At 72.4% G+C, this 15,970-nt stretch carries 13 protein-coding genes and 1 riboswitch; of the genes, 6 read left to right on the plus strand and 7 right to left on the minus strand.

The window, feature by feature from the left end; all coding sequences use genetic code 11:
* Positions 1 to 24: 24 nt before the first annotated feature.
* The 4 genes from SACTE_RS04145 to ribD are packed head-to-tail and all read right to left on the minus strand — an operon-like array spanning position 25 to position 3,664.
* A complete protein-coding gene (locus tag SACTE_RS04145) occupies positions 25 to 1,305 on the minus strand; it encodes a bifunctional 3,4-dihydroxy-2-butanone-4-phosphate synthase/GTP cyclohydrolase II (RefSeq protein WP_014044776.1) in 1,281 nt (426 codons plus the stop codon).
* Positions 1,302 to 1,946, minus strand: a complete 645-nt coding sequence (locus SACTE_RS04150; RefSeq protein ID WP_014044777.1) for a nicotinamide mononucleotide transporter family protein — start codon at positions 1,944 to 1,946, stop codon at positions 1,302 to 1,304. The genes SACTE_RS04145 and SACTE_RS04150 overlap by 4 nt, the downstream gene beginning before the upstream one ends.
* Complete coding sequence (locus tag SACTE_RS04155) at positions 1,943 to 2,563, minus strand: riboflavin synthase (RefSeq protein WP_014044778.1); 621 nt, start codon at positions 2,561 to 2,563, stop codon at positions 1,943 to 1,945. Before SACTE_RS04155 ends, SACTE_RS04150 begins: the two co-directional genes overlap by 4 nt.
* Positions 2,564 to 3,664, minus strand: a complete 1,101-nt coding sequence (gene ribD, locus SACTE_RS04160; protein ID WP_014044779.1) for a bifunctional diaminohydroxyphosphoribosylaminopyrimidine deaminase/5-amino-6-(5-phosphoribosylamino)uracil reductase RibD — start codon at positions 3,662 to 3,664, stop codon at positions 2,564 to 2,566.
* A gap of 161 nt (positions 3,665 to 3,825) precedes the next feature.
* Positions 3,826 to 3,956: riboswitch (FMN riboswitch) on the minus strand.
* A 255-nt stretch (positions 3,957 to 4,211) separates the two neighbouring features.
* On the opposite strand from ribD, the gene SACTE_RS04165 reads away from it, so the two are divergent.
* Positions 4,212 to 6,569 (plus strand): chitinase C-terminal domain-containing protein, encoded by a 2,358-nt coding sequence (locus tag SACTE_RS04165; protein WP_014044780.1) that lies wholly within the window; start codon positions 4,212 to 4,214, stop codon positions 6,567 to 6,569.
* A 78-nt stretch (positions 6,570 to 6,647) separates the two neighbouring features.
* Here SACTE_RS04165 and SACTE_RS04170 read toward each other — a convergent pair whose 3' ends face one another.
* Positions 6,648 to 7,850, minus strand: a complete 1,203-nt coding sequence (locus SACTE_RS04170) for an ROK family transcriptional regulator (RefSeq protein WP_014044781.1) — start codon at positions 7,848 to 7,850, stop codon at positions 6,648 to 6,650.
* Positions 7,851 to 7,990: 140 nt separating this feature from the next.
* Here SACTE_RS04170 and SACTE_RS04175 point away from each other — a divergent pair, with 140 nt between their 5' ends.
* The 4 genes from SACTE_RS04175 to SACTE_RS04190 all read left to right on the plus strand — a co-directional run bounded on the left by SACTE_RS04175 (position 7,991) and on the right by SACTE_RS04190 (position 12,763).
* The gene (locus tag SACTE_RS04175) at positions 7,991 to 9,217 is read left to right on the plus strand and encodes an MFS transporter (RefSeq protein WP_014044782.1); all 1,227 of its coding nucleotides are present in this window, start codon (positions 7,991 to 7,993) and stop codon (positions 9,215 to 9,217) included.
* 374 nt (positions 9,218 to 9,591) lie between these two features.
* Positions 9,592 to 10,977 (plus strand): solute carrier family 23 protein, encoded by a 1,386-nt coding sequence (locus tag SACTE_RS04180; protein ID WP_014044783.1) that lies wholly within the window; start codon positions 9,592 to 9,594, stop codon positions 10,975 to 10,977.
* A 257-nt stretch (positions 10,978 to 11,234) separates the two neighbouring features.
* Positions 11,235 to 12,086 carry a metallophosphoesterase gene (locus tag SACTE_RS04185; protein ID WP_014044784.1) on the plus strand — a complete coding sequence of 284 codons (852 nt, stop codon included), beginning with the start codon at positions 11,235 to 11,237 and terminating at the stop codon, positions 12,084 to 12,086.
* Positions 12,083 to 12,763, plus strand: a complete 681-nt coding sequence (locus SACTE_RS04190) for a 4'-phosphopantetheinyl transferase superfamily protein (RefSeq protein ID WP_014044785.1) — start codon at positions 12,083 to 12,085, stop codon at positions 12,761 to 12,763. The genes SACTE_RS04185 and SACTE_RS04190 overlap by 4 nt, the downstream gene beginning before the upstream one ends.
* A 127-nt stretch (positions 12,764 to 12,890) precedes the next feature.
* On the opposite strand, the gene SACTE_RS04195 is transcribed toward SACTE_RS04190, so the two are convergent.
* The gene (locus tag SACTE_RS04195) at positions 12,891 to 13,322 is read right to left on the minus strand and encodes a cold shock domain-containing protein (protein WP_014044786.1); all 432 of its coding nucleotides are present in this window, start codon (positions 13,320 to 13,322) and stop codon (positions 12,891 to 12,893) included.
* A gap of 198 nt (positions 13,323 to 13,520) precedes the next feature.
* Between SACTE_RS04195 and SACTE_RS04200 the strand changes: the two genes are divergently transcribed.
* Complete coding sequence (locus SACTE_RS04200) at positions 13,521 to 14,231, plus strand: DUF5995 family protein (RefSeq protein ID WP_014044787.1); 711 nt, start codon at positions 13,521 to 13,523, stop codon at positions 14,229 to 14,231.
* A 40-nt stretch (positions 14,232 to 14,271) separates the two neighbouring features.
* Here the strand turns inward: SACTE_RS04200 and SACTE_RS04205 are convergent, their stop codons facing one another.
* Positions 14,272 to 15,963, minus strand: coding sequence for an NAD(P)/FAD-dependent oxidoreductase (locus SACTE_RS04205; protein WP_014044788.1), 1,692 nt, complete (start codon positions 15,961 to 15,963; stop codon positions 14,272 to 14,274).
* Between the last annotated feature and the right edge of the window lie 7 nt (positions 15,964 to 15,970).

A 15,970-nucleotide genomic window follows, 5' to 3' on the forward strand; every position in this document is an offset into this window, starting at 1 on the left:
GTCTCTCCTGGTGTTCGTCGGTGCTTACTGGTTGCCGCAGGCCGACGCGGCGGGCGCGTCGAGCCAGGGCAGGTCGTGTCCCATACGGTCGCGCTTGGTGCGCAGGTACCGCAGGTTGTGCTCGCCGGCCTGGACGGGCATGGGGACGCGGCCGGTGATGCCGAGCCCGTGCCGGACGAGGGCCGCGGTCTTGTCCGGGTTGTTGGTCATCAGCCGCAGGGTGCGCACCCCGAGATCGGTGAGGATCTGCGCGCCGGCCGCGTAGTCGCGGGCGTCGGCGGGCAGACCGAGTTCGAGGTTGGCGTCGAGGGTGTCGGTGCCGCGCTCCTGGAGCTCGTACGCGCGGAGTTTGGACAGCAGTCCGATGCCCCGGCCCTCGTGGCCGCGCAGATAGACGACGACGCCGCGCCCCTCCGCCGTGACCCGGTCCATGGAGGCGTGCAGCTGGGGGCCGCAGTCGCAGCGCTGGGAGGCGAAGATGTCGCCGGTCAGGCACTCGGAGTGGACCCGGACCAGGACGTCCTGGCCGTCGCCGATGTCCCCGTGCACGAGGGCGACGTGCTCCACGCCGTCGACGGTGGAGCGGTACCCGTACGCGGTGAACGGGCCGAACGCGGTGGGCAGCCGGACCTCGGCCTCGCGGCGGACGGTCGGCTCGGCGCTGCGGCGGTAGGCGATCAGGTCCTCGATGGAGATGATCGTCAGGCCGTGCTTGCGGGCGAACGGGACGAGCTCGGGCAGCCGGAGCATCACCCCGTCCTCGCCGGCGATCTCCACGATGGCTCCGGCGGGCCGCAGTCCGGCGAGCCGGGCGAGGTCGACCGCGGCCTCGGTGTGGCCGTTGCGGACGAGGACGCCGCCGGCCCGGGCGCGCAGCGGGAAGATGTGGCCGGGGCGTACGAAGTCGCCGGGAACGGCCTTGCCGTTCGCCAGCATCCGCAGCGTGGTGGCGCGGTCGGCCGCGGAGATGCCGGTGGTGACGCCGTGGGCGGCCCCGGCGTCGACGGAGACGGTGAAGGCGGTCCTCATCGACTCGGTGTTGTGGGCGACCATCTGCGGGAGTTCGAGGCGTTCCAGCTCCTCCTCCTCCATGGGCGCGCAGATCAGGCCGCGGCACTCGCTCATCATGAACGCGACGATCTCGGGGGTCGCCTTCTCGGCGGCGACGACGAGGTCGCCCTCGTTCTCCCGGTCCTCGTCGTCGACGACCACGACGGGCCGTCCGGCCGCGATGTCGCGGACCGCCTGGGCGACGGGGTCGAGCTTCAGCTCATCGGCGAAGAGGTCGTGCGGGGCGGCGTTCATGCCGTGGCTCCTTCCAGAGCGGGTGTCCGCGTGCGCAGCCACCAGTCGCGCATACCCCACAGGACGAGGGCGCCGTAGACGACGTAGATGAGACCGGAGAAGGCGAGCCCGCTGTGGAAGTTGAGCGGGACGCCGACGAGGTCGACGAGCAGCCACGCGAACCAGAACTCGACCATGCCGCGGGCCTGGGCGACCATCGCGACGAGGGTGCCGGCGAAGATGTACGCGTCCGCCCACGGGCTCCAGGAGAGCGAGGGGAACGCGGTGAACAGCCCGCCGACCGCGAGGGTGCCGAGGGCGGCGGCGCCGAGCAGGTAGCCGCGCTCGCGCCAGGTGGCGAAGCGCACGGCGAGGGAGCCGTCCTGGGCCTGCCGCCTGCCGCGGGTCCACTGCTGCCAGCCCCACACGGCGACGGCGATGACGATCAGCTGCTTGCCGACACTGCCCGCCTGCTGGACGGAGACGTTGGCGGCGACGAGGACGAGGCCGGACAGGAGCTGGGCGGGCCAGGTCCACACCGAGCGGAGCCAGCCGAGGGCCAGGGCGAACAGGCCGATGGTGTTGCCGAGCATGTCCGACCAGATGATGTGCTGCCCGACGGCGGTGAACGCCTCGGAGTTCAGCCAGTCGACGGCGCTCATGCGACCGGCTCCCCCGGCTCTGTCGCGGAGCTCGCGCCGAGCAGCCGCTCGACGTACTTCGCGAGGACGTCCACCTCCAGGTTGACCGGGTCACCGGGGCCCTTGATGCCGAGCGTGGTCAGGGCGAGGGTGGTGGGGATCAGGCTGACGGTGAAGTGGTCGGCGCCGGCGTCGACGACCGTCAGACTCACGCCGTCGACCGTGATCGAGCCCTTCTCGACCACGTAACGGGCCAGGCCGCCGGGGAGGGAGACCTTCACGAGCTCCCAGTGCTCGGAGGGTGTGCGCTCCACGATCCGGCCCGTGCCGTCCACGTGGCCCTGGACGATGTGGCCGCCGAGCCGGCCGCCGAGTGCCATGGGGCGCTCCAGGTTGACCCGGGAGCCGGTGGTCAGCGCGCCGAGGCTGGAGCGGTCGAGGGTCTCGGCCATCACGTCGGCGGTGAACTCGCCCCCGTCCAGGTCCACGACGGTGAGGCAGACGCCGTTGACGGCGATGGAGTCGCCGTGCTTGGCGCCCTCGGTCACGACCGGGCCGCGCAGTCGGAAGCGGGAGGCGTCGTCGAGCTTCTCGACGGCGGTGACCTCACCCAGTTCTTCGACAATTCCGGTGAACACTCAGTTTCCCTTCCGAGCAGGGACGGGGACGGCGGTGACGCGCAGATCGGGGCCGATGCGGACGGTCTCGGTCACTGCGAGGCGCAACGCCTGGGAGAGGGTGGTGATTCCGGCGTCGGCGAGGGCGGCGGGGCCCGCACCGAGGAGGACCGGGGCGAGATAGCCGACGACGGTGTCGACCGTTCCCGCGGCGACGAAGGAGCCGGCCAGCACGGGGCCGCCTTCGAGGAGTACGGAGCGGACGCCGCGCGCGTGCAGGGCGGCGAGCAGTGCCGGGACGTCGAGGCCGCGGCCGTCGGCGGCGCGCGGCAGCCGGAGCACGGCGTCCTTCGGGAGGTGGGAGGCGTCGGCGTCCTCGGCGACGGCGACCAGCGTGGGCGCGGAGCCGTCGAGGACCCGGGCGCCGGGCTTCACGGCGGTGGCGCCGGTGTCGACGACCACCCGGAGCGGCTGGACGGCGCCGTCGATGCCGCGTACGCCCAGCTGGGGGTCGTCGGCGCGGGCCGTGCCGGAACCGACCACGACGGCGTCGGCCTCGGCGCGCAGCCGGTGGACGTCGGCGCGGGACTCGGCGGAGGTGATCCAGCGGCTGGTGGCGTCGGCGGCGGCGACCCGGCCGTCGAGGGTGGCGGCGTACTTCCACAGCACGTACGGGCGGCCGAGGCGCACCGAGGTGAGCCAGGCGGTGTTGCCGGTCTCCGCCTCGTCGGCGAGGAGGCCCTGCTCCACCTGGACGCCTTCCGCGCGCAGGGTGTCCGCGCCACCGGTGGCCTGCGGGTTCGGGTCGCCGACCGCGTACACGACACGGCGGATCCCGGCGTCCAGGAGCGCCTGGGCACAGGGGCCGGTGCGGCCCGTGTGGTTACAGGGTTCGAGGGTGACGTAGGCGGTGCCGCCGCGGGCCCTCTCGCCGGCCTCGCGCAGGGCGTGGATCTCGGCGTGCGGCCCTCCGGCGCGCCGGTGGAAGCCCTCGCCGGCCGGCTGCCCGGCGGCGTCGAGGACGACACAGCCGACGACCGGGTTGGGGCTGGTGGCGCCGAGACCGCGGGCCGCGAGCGCGATCGCGCGCCGCATGGCGGTGATGTCGGCCGTGGTGCCCACCGGGTCCTCCTGCCTCTTCGGGCACGGACTCCGGGGCCTGTCGATGACGACAGATGAAGCGGAACGCAACAGGGGACGCCGGAACCGATGGCGAGGACGCGGCTGCGCCGGGAAACCCCGACAAGCCCGTCCGCCGACGGCGGCGTACCTGTGACGGCCCGCCGCGCACTGCCTCCCATCCGGACTTTAACCGTCGGTCCAGGAATCTCACCTGGTCAACCGGCCGCTGGATGCGGACGGGTCGCGGACTGTAACCGCCGGTTCGGAATTGCACCGACCCCGGAGTGCGCTGCTGCTGGTACAGGACTCATTGTGCCACGGTCGACTTCGGGCCGAACGGGTGCCTCCTGTGGCGCGGCTCACAGGGCGGGGCCGGCGAACGGCTGGAGGGCGGAATGGTCCAGACCTATTGACTCACTGGTCTAGTCCTCTTAATCTCTGCGTCACCTCCGAGGAACGTCTGCCCGGGTGTGCGCACACCCGGATCCCCGTGCGACTCATCTCCTTGCCAGTTGTGTTCAGCCGACCTCCCCAGGAGGAACAACACATGCTGTCCCCCACCCGAGCGAGACCCACCCTGCCGGCAGCCGTCGCGGCCGTCGCCGGACTGCTGCTGGGCGCGCTCGCCGTCATCCCCTCGACCGCCGCCGCCACCCCGTCGGCCGCCACCGCCGACCAGGAGTCCTGTCGTCCCGACGGGCTGTACCGGACGCCCGGCGTCGACGTGCCCTACTGCTCCGTGTACGACACCGAGGGCCGCGAGAAGATGGGCGCCGACCACCAGCGGCGCGTCATCGGCTACTTCACCAGCTGGCGTACCGGCAAGGACGGCAAGGACGCCTACCTCGCCTCGGACATCCCCTGGGACAAGGTCACCCATCTGAATTACGCGTTCGCGCACGTCGACGGTGACAACAAGATCTCCGTCGGCTCCGACGGCCCGCGGAACGCCTCCACGGGGATGACCTGGCCGGGCGTGGCGGGCGCCGAGATGGACCCCGCGCTCCCCTACAAGGGCCACTTCAACCTGCTGAGCAAGTTCAAGAAGCAGCACCCGGACGTGAAGACGCTGGTCTCGGTGGGCGGCTGGGCCGAGACGGGCGGCTACTTCGACGACAACGGCGACCGGGTGGACTCCGGCGGCTTCTACTCGATGGCCACGAACGCCGACGGATCGGTCAACCAGAAGGGCATCGACACCTTCGCGGACTCCACCGTCGCCTTCATCAAGAAGTACGGCTTCAACGGCGTCGACATCGACTACGAGTACCCGACGACCATGAAGGACGCGGGCAACCCGCTGGACCACACCCTGGCCAACGCGCGCCGGGCCGGTCTCGTCAAGGGGTACGGCGCCCTGATGAAGACCCTGCGCGAGAAGCTCGACCGCGCGTCCGCCGCCGACGGCACGCACTACCTGCTGACCGTCGCCGCGCCCTCCTCCGGCTATCTGCTGCGCGGCATGGAGACCTTCCAGGTCCAGAAGTACCTGGACTACGTGAACATCATGTCCTACGACCTGCACGGCGCCTGGAACGAGTACGTCGGCCCCAACGCCTCGCTCTTCGACGACGGCAAGGACGCCGAACTGGCCCAGGCGGGCGTGTACTCGACGTCCCAGTACGGCGGCGTCGGCTACCTCAACACCGACTGGGCCTACCACTACTTCCGCGGTTCCATGCCGGCCGGCCGGATCAACATCGGGCTGCCGTACTACACCCGCGGCTTCAAGAACGTGCAGGGCGGCACCGACGGCCTGTGGGGCAAGGCCGCCACCACCGACTGCCCGGCGGGCGCCGGACTCACGAAGTGCGGTGACGGCGCGGTCGGCATCGACAACCTCTGGCACGACCTGGACGCCAACGGCAAGGAGTCCCCGGCCGGTTCCAACCCGATGTGGCACGCGAAGAACCTGGAGAAGGGGATCGTCGGCGACTACGTCACGCAGTACGGCTTCCCCGCGGACACCACGCTGACCGGCACCTACACGCGCAAGTACGACTCCACCCTGGTGGCGCCGTGGCTGTGGAACGCCCAGAAGAAGGTCTTCCTGTCCACCGAGGACGAGCAGTCGGTGGCCGCCAAGGCGGACTACGTGGTCGACAAGGGCATCGGCGGCACGATGATCTGGGAGCTGGCCGGCGACTACGGCTGGGACGCGGCCAAGGGGCAGTACGAGCAGGGCTCCACGCTGACCTCGGCGATGTACGAGAAGTTCAAGGCGGCCTCCCCGTACGGTGCGACGCGCTCCACGATCGACCTGCCGGCCCAGGCGCTCGACATCGACGTGTCGTTCGAGCAGTTCGCGCTGGGCGACTCGAACTATCCGATCGGTCCGAAGCTGAGGATCACCAACAACACGACGGCGACCCTGCCGGGCGGCACGGAGTTCCGGTTCGACTACGCGACCTCGGCCCCGGCCAACGCCAAGGACCAGTCGGGCTTCGGTACGACCGTCGTCCGCAGCGACCACACGGCGGCGGGCAACGTCGGCGGGCTGAAGGGCGACTACAACCGCGTCTCGCTGAAGCTGCCCGCCTGGCAGACGCTGGCGCCGGGAGCCTCGGTCCGGCTGGACTTCGTCTACTACCTGCCCACGTCGACCCCGTCCAACTGGACGGTCGCCTTCGACGGGTCGACGTACGCCCTCGCCGGTGACCTGGCGCGCGGGACCACGGTGGTCCAGCCGGGTGCGGGACCCGGCACCGGCCCCGGCACGTCCCCCAGCCCTGACCCGGGCGGCGGCACGTGCTCCCCGGCGGCGTGGAGCGCCACGGCCGAGTACGGGACGGGTGCGACGGTGAGCCACGGCTCCCACACCTGGAAGGCGAAGTGGTGGACCAAGGGCGAGACGCCCGGCTCCACCGGTGAGTGGGGCGTCTGGCAGGACCTCGGGGCCTGTTGAGCCCCTTACCGACCGCCCGGCGGTGGCGACGGCACAGGCCCGCCACCGCCGGGCTCCTCAGCGCCCCGGGGCCTCACGTCAGAGGGCGCCCTCCGGGGCGAACAGCGCGTCCTGGGCGGCCTCGCGGGCGGCGATGACGGCACCGCGCAGGACCGCGCCGCCGCCCAGGGTGCCCGCCCGGACCTCCGTGGGCAGCGGGGACATCCGGGCCAGCCGCTCCTCGACGCGGGCGGCGAGCGCGTCGCCGCCCGCGCGTCCCACCTCGCCGGCCAGCACCACACAGCCCGGGTCGAGGACGGCGACGACGGAGGCGGCACCCAGCGCGATGCGGTCGGCCAGCTCCGCCAGGAACGCCTCGCCCCGGGACCCTCCGTCCGCCAGCGCGGCCCGGACCGCGAAGGCGGCGCCCGGGTCCCGTTCCTGGCCCGTACCGGCCGGGCCGTGCGCCTCGATGCCGTGGGCCGCGGCCAGGTCCAGTACGGCGGCCGAGCCCGCCAGCGAGTGGAATCCGCCCTCGCAGTTGACGGCCGAGGGCACCCCCGCCGTACCGGGGACCGGGAGGAAGCCGATCTCCCCCGCCCCTCCCGAGGCACCGCGCCGCAGGACCCCGTCCAGCATGACGGCGGCCCCGATGCCGTGGCCGAGCCAGAGCAGGGCGAAGGTGTCACGGTCCGGCGCGGCCCCGCCGCGGTGCTCGGCCACGGCGGCAAGGTTGGTCTCGTTCTCCACGATCACGGTCGCCGGCAGCCGGTGCTGGAGCTCCTTGACCAGGCCCCGGTGCCAGGCGGGGAGGCCCGCGGTGTCCCGCAGTTCCCCCGAGACGGGGTCGATCAGGCCGGGGGCGCCGACGGCGACGCTGTGCAGCGGGGCGGTACCGGCCGAACGAGCGGTGCGTTCGACCGCCGCGACGGCCTGCTCGACGGCGGGGCGGGCGGGGGTGCCGCCGCGGATCGACAGGGTGGCCTCCGCCAGCGTGACGCCGAGGAGGTCCGCCACGACCACGGCGACGCTGTCGGTCCGGACGTCGAGGGCCGCCAGGTGGGCCCGGTCGGCGACGATCCCGTAGAGCCGGGCGTTGGGTCCGCGCCGTTGCGAGCCGCTCTCGCCGACCACCCGGACCAGCCCGGCCTCCTGGAGCCGGTCCACCAGGTCGGCGACGGTGGGCCGGGAGAGTCCGGTCAGGGTCTTGAGCTGGCCGGCCGTCAGCGGCCCGTCCTGCTGGAGCAGTCGCAGGGCGAGGCGGTCGTTGATGGCCCGGGCGGTACTCGGGGATGCGGGCATGCCGGGATCCTTCCAGATCACTGCCCGCCGGAGACCGCGGGCTATTTATCAGGCAAGGTTCCTGATAGTTTACTGCGCGCACCGCACAGGGGCGCCGAAGCCCCGGCGTACGCGTCGCACACAAGGGGAGGGCACGGCACATGACGACCGATTCCACGGCCACCGTCTTCGGCACGGAGCAGATCGGACGGGCGCGTTACGCCGTCGCCGCGGTCTTCACCGTGCACGGGGCGGTGACCGGCAGCTTCGCCACCCGGGTCCCCTGGATCCAGGACCACGCCTCGGTCGGTGCGGGCCAGCTCGGCCTGGCGCTCGCCTTCCCGGCCATCGGCGCGTCGCTGGCCATGCCGCTGGCGAGCCGGGTCAGCCACCGCTTCGGCTCCCGGGCCGCGCTGCGCGGGCTGCTGGCGCTGTGGACGCTGGCGCTGATCCTGCCGTCCCTGGCCCCGAACCTGCTGACGCTCTGCGCGGCGCTCTTCGTGTACGGGGCGTCCGCCGGGATGTCGGACGTGGCGATGAACGCCCTGGGGGTGGAGGTGGAGAACCGCCTCGACAGGTCGATCATGTCCGGACTGCACGGCATGTGGAGTGTGGGCGCGCTGCTGGGTTCGGCGGCGGGCACGGTGGCGGCCCACCTGGGCGCCGATGCCCGGCTGCACCACGCCGTGGCCGCGCTGGTGCTCACGGCCCTCGGTCTGGCCGCCTGCCAGAGAGTGCTGGATCTGCGCAGCGAGCCGGACGAGGAGCCGCCGCCGCGCTTCACCCTGCCTCCGAAGTCCGCTCTGGTCATCGGCGCCGTCGGGTTCTGCGCGGTGTTCGCGGAGGGGGCGAGCCTGGACTGGTCGGCGGTCTACCTCAAGGACGTCCTGGGCGGCTCGGCCGGGGTCGCCGCGGCCTCGACCACGGCGTTCGCCCTGACGATGGCGGTGGCCCGGATCGCCGGCGACAAGGTCGTCGACCGCTTCGGCGCGGTGCTGACGGTGCGGGTGGGCGGAGTGCTGGCCACGCTCGGCGGCCTGCTGGTGGTCCTCGCGCCGAACGTACCGCTGGCCCTGTGCGGCTTCGGCCTGCTCGGGCTGGGCGTCGCCGTCGTCGTCCCGCTGGCCTTCGCCGCCGCCGGGCGGGCCGGGGACAACCCGAGCCGGGCCATCGCGGGTGTCGCCACCATCACGTACACCTCGGGGCTCGTCGCCCCGTCGGCGATCGGATCGCTGGCCGAGGCTACCTCGCTGCTGGTCTCCTTCGGCCTGGTGACGGTGCTGGCGTTCGGGCTGGTGCTGGGCGCGGGGGTGCTGCGCGCCGGTGACCGTACGGTGGCCGGGGGCGGGGCCCGCACCGCACCGGAGAAGAGCCGGGCCGAGAGCTGACCGGCGGGCGGCCGCACGGGGCCGCCCGCCGGGGCGCGGTGGTACGGCACTACCATGGCTCTGATCTTTTCCGCGGTGGCCGACGAGTGGACACGCCGCACACCCCACACAGGGAGCGACCATGGGCGGCTTCGGCGTGCGCCGGAACCCGCACGGCGACGGGAGAACACCCGCGCGTGTGACGCCCCCGCACCCGTGACGGGCACCGGCGGTCCCCGTTCCCCCGCGGAGCGGGAGTGCGCCAGGCGGGTGCTCCCCCCGGGGCCGCCCCTGGCGTCCTGTGTGTGAACCGGCCCTCCCGCCAATGATCGAAGCTGCCCGGCCCCGTCGGCCGGGGCTCGGCACCACCCAGCGACACATCGAGGAGCAAGACCATGGCGGCCTTCGGCTGGAAGCTGCACGGCGACGGCAAGAGCCTCGCGCCGGGCGAGGTCGTGAGACCGGACGAGCGGCTCACCTGGGGGCGCACCACCGGCCTCGGCGCGCAGCACGTGGTCTCCATGATCGGGGCCTGTTTCGTCGCCCCGGTCCTGATGGGTCTTGACCCCAACCTCGCCGTCATGGCGTCGGGTGTGGCCACCATCCTCTTCCTGCTCATCACCCGCGGCCGGATTCCCAGCTACCTCGGCAGCAGCCTCTCGTTCATCGGCGTGGCCGCCGTCATCAAGACCCAGGGCGGTGACGCGGCGACCCTCACCGGTGCGCTGCTGGTCGTCGGCGCGGTCCTCTTCCTGTGCGGGGCCGTCGTGCGCGCCCTGGGCGCGCGTGTCATCCACACCGTCCTGCCGCCGGTGGTCACCGGTGCGGTGGTCATGCTCATCGGGTTCAACCTGGCTCCCGTCACCGCGGGCACCTACTGGCCCCAGGACCAGTGGACCGCGCTGCTCACGATGCTCTTCACGGGCTTCGCCCTCGTCGTCCTGCGCGGGTTCTGGTCGCGTATCGCGATCTTCCTCGGCCTGGCCTTCGGCTATCTGGTCTCCTGGCTCCTCGACCGCGTCTTCGGCAAGATCCACTCCCCCGCGGGCGGCACCGAGTCGGTCGACCACTGGCGGCTCGACCTCTCGGGGGTGGCCGACGCCCACTGGGTCGGCCTGCCCACCTTCCACGCCCCCGGCTTCTCGCTCTCCGCGGTCCTGGTCGCCCTGCCCGTCGTCATCGCGCTCATCGCCGAGAACGCGGGTCACGTCAAGGCCGTGGGCGAGATGACCGGTGACCCGCTGGACGACAAGCTGGGCACGGCGATCATGGCCGACGGTGCGGCCACGATGCTGTCCACGTCGGCCGGCGGTCCCGCCACGACCACGTACGCCGAGAACATCGGCGTCATGGCAGCCACCCGCGTCTACTCGACCGCCGCCTACTGGTGCGCGGCCGGCTTCGCGATCCTGTTCGGGCTCTGCCCCAAGTTCGGCGCCGTCGTCGCGGCCATCCCCGGCGGCGTGCTCGGCGGGATCACCGTCATCCTCTACGGCATGATCGGCCTGCTGGGCGCCCAGATCTGGGTGCGTTCGCGCGTCGACCTGTCCAACCCGCTGCGCCTCGTGCCCGTGGCCGCCGGGCTCATCGTCGGCATCGGCGACGTCAGCCTGTCGCTCACCGACAACTTCCGGCTGAGCGGCATCGCGCTGGGGACGCTGATCGTCGTCATCGGCTACCACGCCCTGCGGGCCCTGGCTCCGGCCCACATGAAGCAGGAGCCCCCGCTCGGCGCCGCGGACAACCCGGGGTACGACCGGGGGCGCACCGAAGGCTCCTGAGCGCCCACGGCACGTGGGCGCCGGGGGGGATGGGCCCTGCCCCCACCCTCCCGTACGTCCAGGCCCGTACAGCGCCGCCCGGGGGCCTCGTCCTCACCGCCTGTGTCACCCGGGGCGCCGCGCCGCGCGCCGTCCACCCGTAGGGCCCCCTGCTCCTTCCGCCCCCCGCCGGGCGGCGGCTGAGCGCCCTTGCCCGGGTGGGGCGAGGTGTGGTCTCGTGGTTCCGGTCAGGAGCGTGCGGGGGCGGGGGAGATCGAGTGGCCGACGGTAGCGGGCAGTTGCTGGCCATCAGCGACCTGCACATCAGCCACGCGGAGAACCGCGCCTTCGTCGAGCGCATGGCGCCGGACTCCGAGGACGACTGGCTGATCGTCGCCGGGGACGTCTCCGAGACCGTGGACGACATCCGATGGGCCCTCAAGACGCTGGCCGGCCGCTTCCGCAAGGTCGTCTGGGCTCCCGGCAACCACGAGCTCTGGACCCACCCGCGCGACGCCGTCACCCTCCGCGGCACCGCCCGCTACGAGTACCTGGTCGAGATGTGCCGCGAGCTCGGCGTGGTCACGCCCGAGGACCCCTACCCGGTCTGGGACGGCCCCGGCGGCCCGGTCGCCGTGGCTCCGCTCTTCCTGCTGTACGACTACACCTTCCTGCCGGCCGGCTGCGCCACCAAGGACGAGGGGCTCGCCTACGCGCACAGGACGGGCGTCGTCTGCACCGACGAGTACCTGCTCCACCCGGATCCCTACCCGAGCCGCGAGGCCTGGTGCCGTGACCGGGTGGCCCTGACCGAGCAGCGGCTCGCCGCGCTCCCCGAGGACATGCCGACGGTCCTCGTCAACCACTATCCGCTGGACCGCCATCCCATGGAAGTCCTGTGGTACCCGGAGTTCGCCATGTGGTGCGGCACCCGGCTCACCGCCGACTGGCACCGCCGGTTCCGGGTGGCCGCCATGGTCTACGGCCATCTCCACATCCCGCGTACGACCCGGCACGAGGGCGTCCGCTTCGAAGAGGTGTCGGTGGGCTATCCCCGTGAGTGGCGCAAGCGCCCGGGGACGCCCGGCAGACCGCGCCGCATCCTGCCGGTGGAAGGACAGGACAGGTGATCGAGGAACTGTTCCCGGACTCCGTGGTGGCCGTGGAGTCCTACGGGGACGACGGGGCCGACCAGGCACCGCTCCACCCCGGGGAGGAGGCGGTGGTGGCCCGGTCGGTGGACAAGCGCCGCCGCGAGTTCACCGCTGTGCGCACCTGCGCCCGCCGCGCCATGGAGAAGCTCGGTGTGCCGCCCCAGCCCGTCCTGCCTGGTGAGCGCGGCGCGCCGCGCTGGCCGGACGGTCTGCGCGGCAGTATGACCCACTGCGACGGCTACCGTGCCGCCGCCCTGGTCCGCGCCACCGATCTGGCCTCGCTCGGCATCGACGCCGAGCCCCACGGTCCGCTCCCGGAGGGGGTCCTGCGCAGTGTCGCGCTCCCCGTCGAGCAGGAGCGGCTGGCCCTGCTCGCCACCCGCCTGCCCGCCGTCCACTGGGACCGGCTGCTGTTCAGTGCGAAGGAGTCCGTCTACAAGGCGTGGTTCCCTCTGACGGGGATGTGGCTGGGCTTCGAGGAGGCCGACATCGAGATCCACCCGGATCCCGGCACGGAGCCGTGCGGCCGCTTCCGCGCCCGGCTGCTCGTCCCGGGGCCGGTGGTGGGCGCCCGGCGCCTCGGTCACTTCGACGGCCGGTGGATCGTCCGCCAGGGCCTGGTCACCACCGCGGTGACGGTCCACCACACCTGATCACCGCCCCGCGGGACCGGTACGGACGTGCCGAACGAACGGCCGAGGCGGGGCCGCCGGACGGCCGCGCCCGTCGAAGGGAGTCACGCGACCGCCGAAGCGCTCCCCCGGGGCCGCGCCCGTGCCGTCAGTCCTCGATCCACCCGTGCCGGGTGCCGAGCAGCGCGAACTGCTTGCGCACCGCTTTGATCTGATGGCCCGTCATGTCCGGGGCGGCGGTCAGCAGCAGCTCGGTCACCTCACGGAGGTACTCCGCCGAGCTGAGCACGTCGCACATCGGCTCCTGGCCCTCCGTGAAGGGAGCGGGGGCCACCGGGGTCCGCGGGACCGGCGGGACGCCCGTCAGGCCCTCGGCCTCAGAGGCCAGCCGCACCTCGGACGCCTTGAGCCCTCGGTCGCCGTCCTCGATCTCGAACTCCACCATGAGCCCGGCGCGCACCGCCGACTCGGGGATGAGCAGATCGTTCACGTGCATGAAGACGTCTTCCCCACCGTGCTCCGGCGCGATGAACCCGTACCCACGCATTCCGTCGAAACGGATCACCCGACCTGCAGCCATCCCCAGCCCTCACTACTCGCACACCCGCCCGGCGTTTGGCCCCGATCGTAATCACATCCCTCCCCGAGGTCACGGCCGCGGCGGGCTCGACGCCACCGCGCCGTACGCGCGGCACCCGGCCCCCGGTGTTCGTCCGTTCCGATGAACGTCCCGGCCGGTCGGCGCTCCGGCCGGCCGCCGGGCTGGGACGCTGCCGGCATGGACCGGTTCGAGCAGTGCGCGGTTCCGGCCGTCCCGGGCGGCCCGGCGGCCGATGTCGGCACGGTGATCGCGCGGATGCGCGCCTATCGCTCCAGGTGGCCTCCCCAGGACGGCGTCGCCGTCTTCAACCAGGTCTATCTGACGGTGACCGAGGCCGTCGGCGGGCGGATCGCCGACGGTTCCTTCGCGGACCCGCAAGCCGTCTCCGTTCTGGACGTCCGCTTCGCGGAGCTCTATCTGACGGCCGTGGAGACCGAGGCCTCCGGCGGGCGGGCACCCGACTGCTGGCGGGCGCTCTTCGCCTACCGGCGCCATCCGGGTGTGCGCCCGCTTCAGTTCGCCCTTGCCGGGATCAACGCGCACATCGGTCACGACCTCGCCCTGGCCGTGGTGGACACCTGCCGTGCGCTCGACTGCGCCCCGGAGGACCTGGAGGGCGAGTTCCGCCGGGTGGGGGACCTCCTGGTGACGCTGGAGGAGGAGATCCGCGAGGACCTGATGCCGGGGCCCGACCTGCTGGAGATCGCCGATCCGCTGACCCATCTGGCGAGCACCTGGAGTCTGGAGCGCGCCCGGGAGGCGTCCTGGGCGGCGGCCCGGGTGCTGTGGCGGCTGCGCGGGGTACCGCCGCTCGCCGAGGAGTTCCGGACGCGCATGGACGCGGGGGTGGGCCTGGTGGGGCGCCTGTTGCTCACCCCGTGCCGCTGAGACGTCTCGCCACCCGCCCCTCTCCCGCGCGCCCCCTGCCTCAGTCCTCGGGCAGTTCGACCGGGGCGATCTCGTCGAAGACGTCGCCGGGGCCGGGGTTCGACGGGTCCGTGCCGCCGCCGAACTGGTGCATCACGCCCCACACGGCGTTGAGCGCGGTCTGCACGGCGCCCTCCGCCCAGCCCGCGGTCCACGAGATGTCGTCGCCGGCCAGGAACAGGCCGCGCTTGTCGGCGGGCAGCCGGTCCTGCATGAAGTGGGTGAACAGGCGCCGCTGATAGCGGTAGTGGCCCGGCAGGTTGGCCTTGAACGCGCCCATGAAGTACGGCTCGTTCTCCCAGGACACGGTGACCGGGTTGCCGATGACGTGCGAGCGGATGTCGACGCCCGGGTAGATCTCCCCGAGCGACTTGAGCATGACCTCCATGCGCTCGTTCGGTGAGAGCGGGAGCCACTTCAGGCTGTCGTCGCACCAGGTGTACGAGAGGCAGATGACGGCGGGCCGGTCGGGGCCGTCGTCCAGCAGGTAGGTGCCCCGGGTCATCCGGTCGGTGAGGGTCATGGACATGGTGTCGCGGCCGGTCGTCTCGTCCTTGTCCAGCCAGAACGGCCGGTCGACGGGGACGAACAGCTTGGACGACTCCATGTAGTGGGTGCGCTCCATCGCCGTCCAGTGGTCGATCGGGAAGAGCGCGTCGTCGCAGGCGATCTTGGAGAGGAGCAGCCATGACTGCCCCGTGAAGACCACGGCACGGTAGCTGCGGATGTCGCCGGCGGCGTCGGTGACGGTGATCCGGTTCCCCGCCGTGCGGTCGAGCCGGGTCACGGCGGGCCGGGGCTCCCCGCCGTGCAGGGAGGACAGCGACGTGCCGAGCGGCCAGTGCGTGATCTTCTGCGGCTCGCGGTCCCAGAGCCGCAGCGGAAGCTGCTGGCTGCCGCCGACGATCCCGCGGTGGTGGTCGTCGGCCTCGGTGTAGACGACCCGCAGGATCTCCAGGATGGAGTTGGGGAAGTCGGTGTCCCAGCCGCCGGTGCCGAAGCCGACCTGGCCGAAGATCTCACGGTGCCGGAAGGAGGTGAAGGCGTCCGAGGCGCAGAGGAAGCCGTAGAAGGTCTGGTTGTCGAGCTTCTCGACCAGCTTCGACCAGATCTCCCGGATGCGCGGTACGTCGCGCTCGCGCATCGCCCGGTTCATGTCGGAGAAGTCGGCCCCCTCCTCCAGGCAGGTGTTCCAGGCCGCGGCCACGTCGCGGTAGACCTGGGGCAGGTCGTCGATGGTCCGCGCGTAGTGCGACTCGCCCTTGAGGTCCACGACGGTGGACGGGGTGGCCGGTGCGAGCGGGTTGGGGAACGGCCTGGTCTCCAGGTCCACGAGGTCGATGTAGTGCTGGAGCGCCGTCGAGGAGGGCGGGAAGCGCATCGCACCCATCTCGGCGGTCAGCGAGGGGTCGCAGCCCTCGAAGCCGACGGTCCGCAGCCGGCCACCGATCCGGTCCGCCTCGTAGACGACCGGCTTCAGGCCCATCTTCATCAGCTCGTAGGCGGTGATGATGCCGGAGAGCCCGCCGCCGACGACGGCGACCTCGGCCCCGTGCTCGGTGGCGGGTACCTGGCCGATGCCCGCGGGGTGGGCAAGGAAGTCGTCGTACGCGTACGGGAAGTCCGGCCCGAACATGGTGATCGGCGGCTGGGCGTCGGTGTGCTGGACGGCGTTGGGCACCGTGGACGTCATGGGGTAC

The organism is Streptomyces sp. SirexAA-E, assembly GCF_000177195.2.
GTDB lineage: Bacteria > Actinomycetota > Actinomycetes > Streptomycetales > Streptomycetaceae > Streptomyces > Streptomyces flavovirens.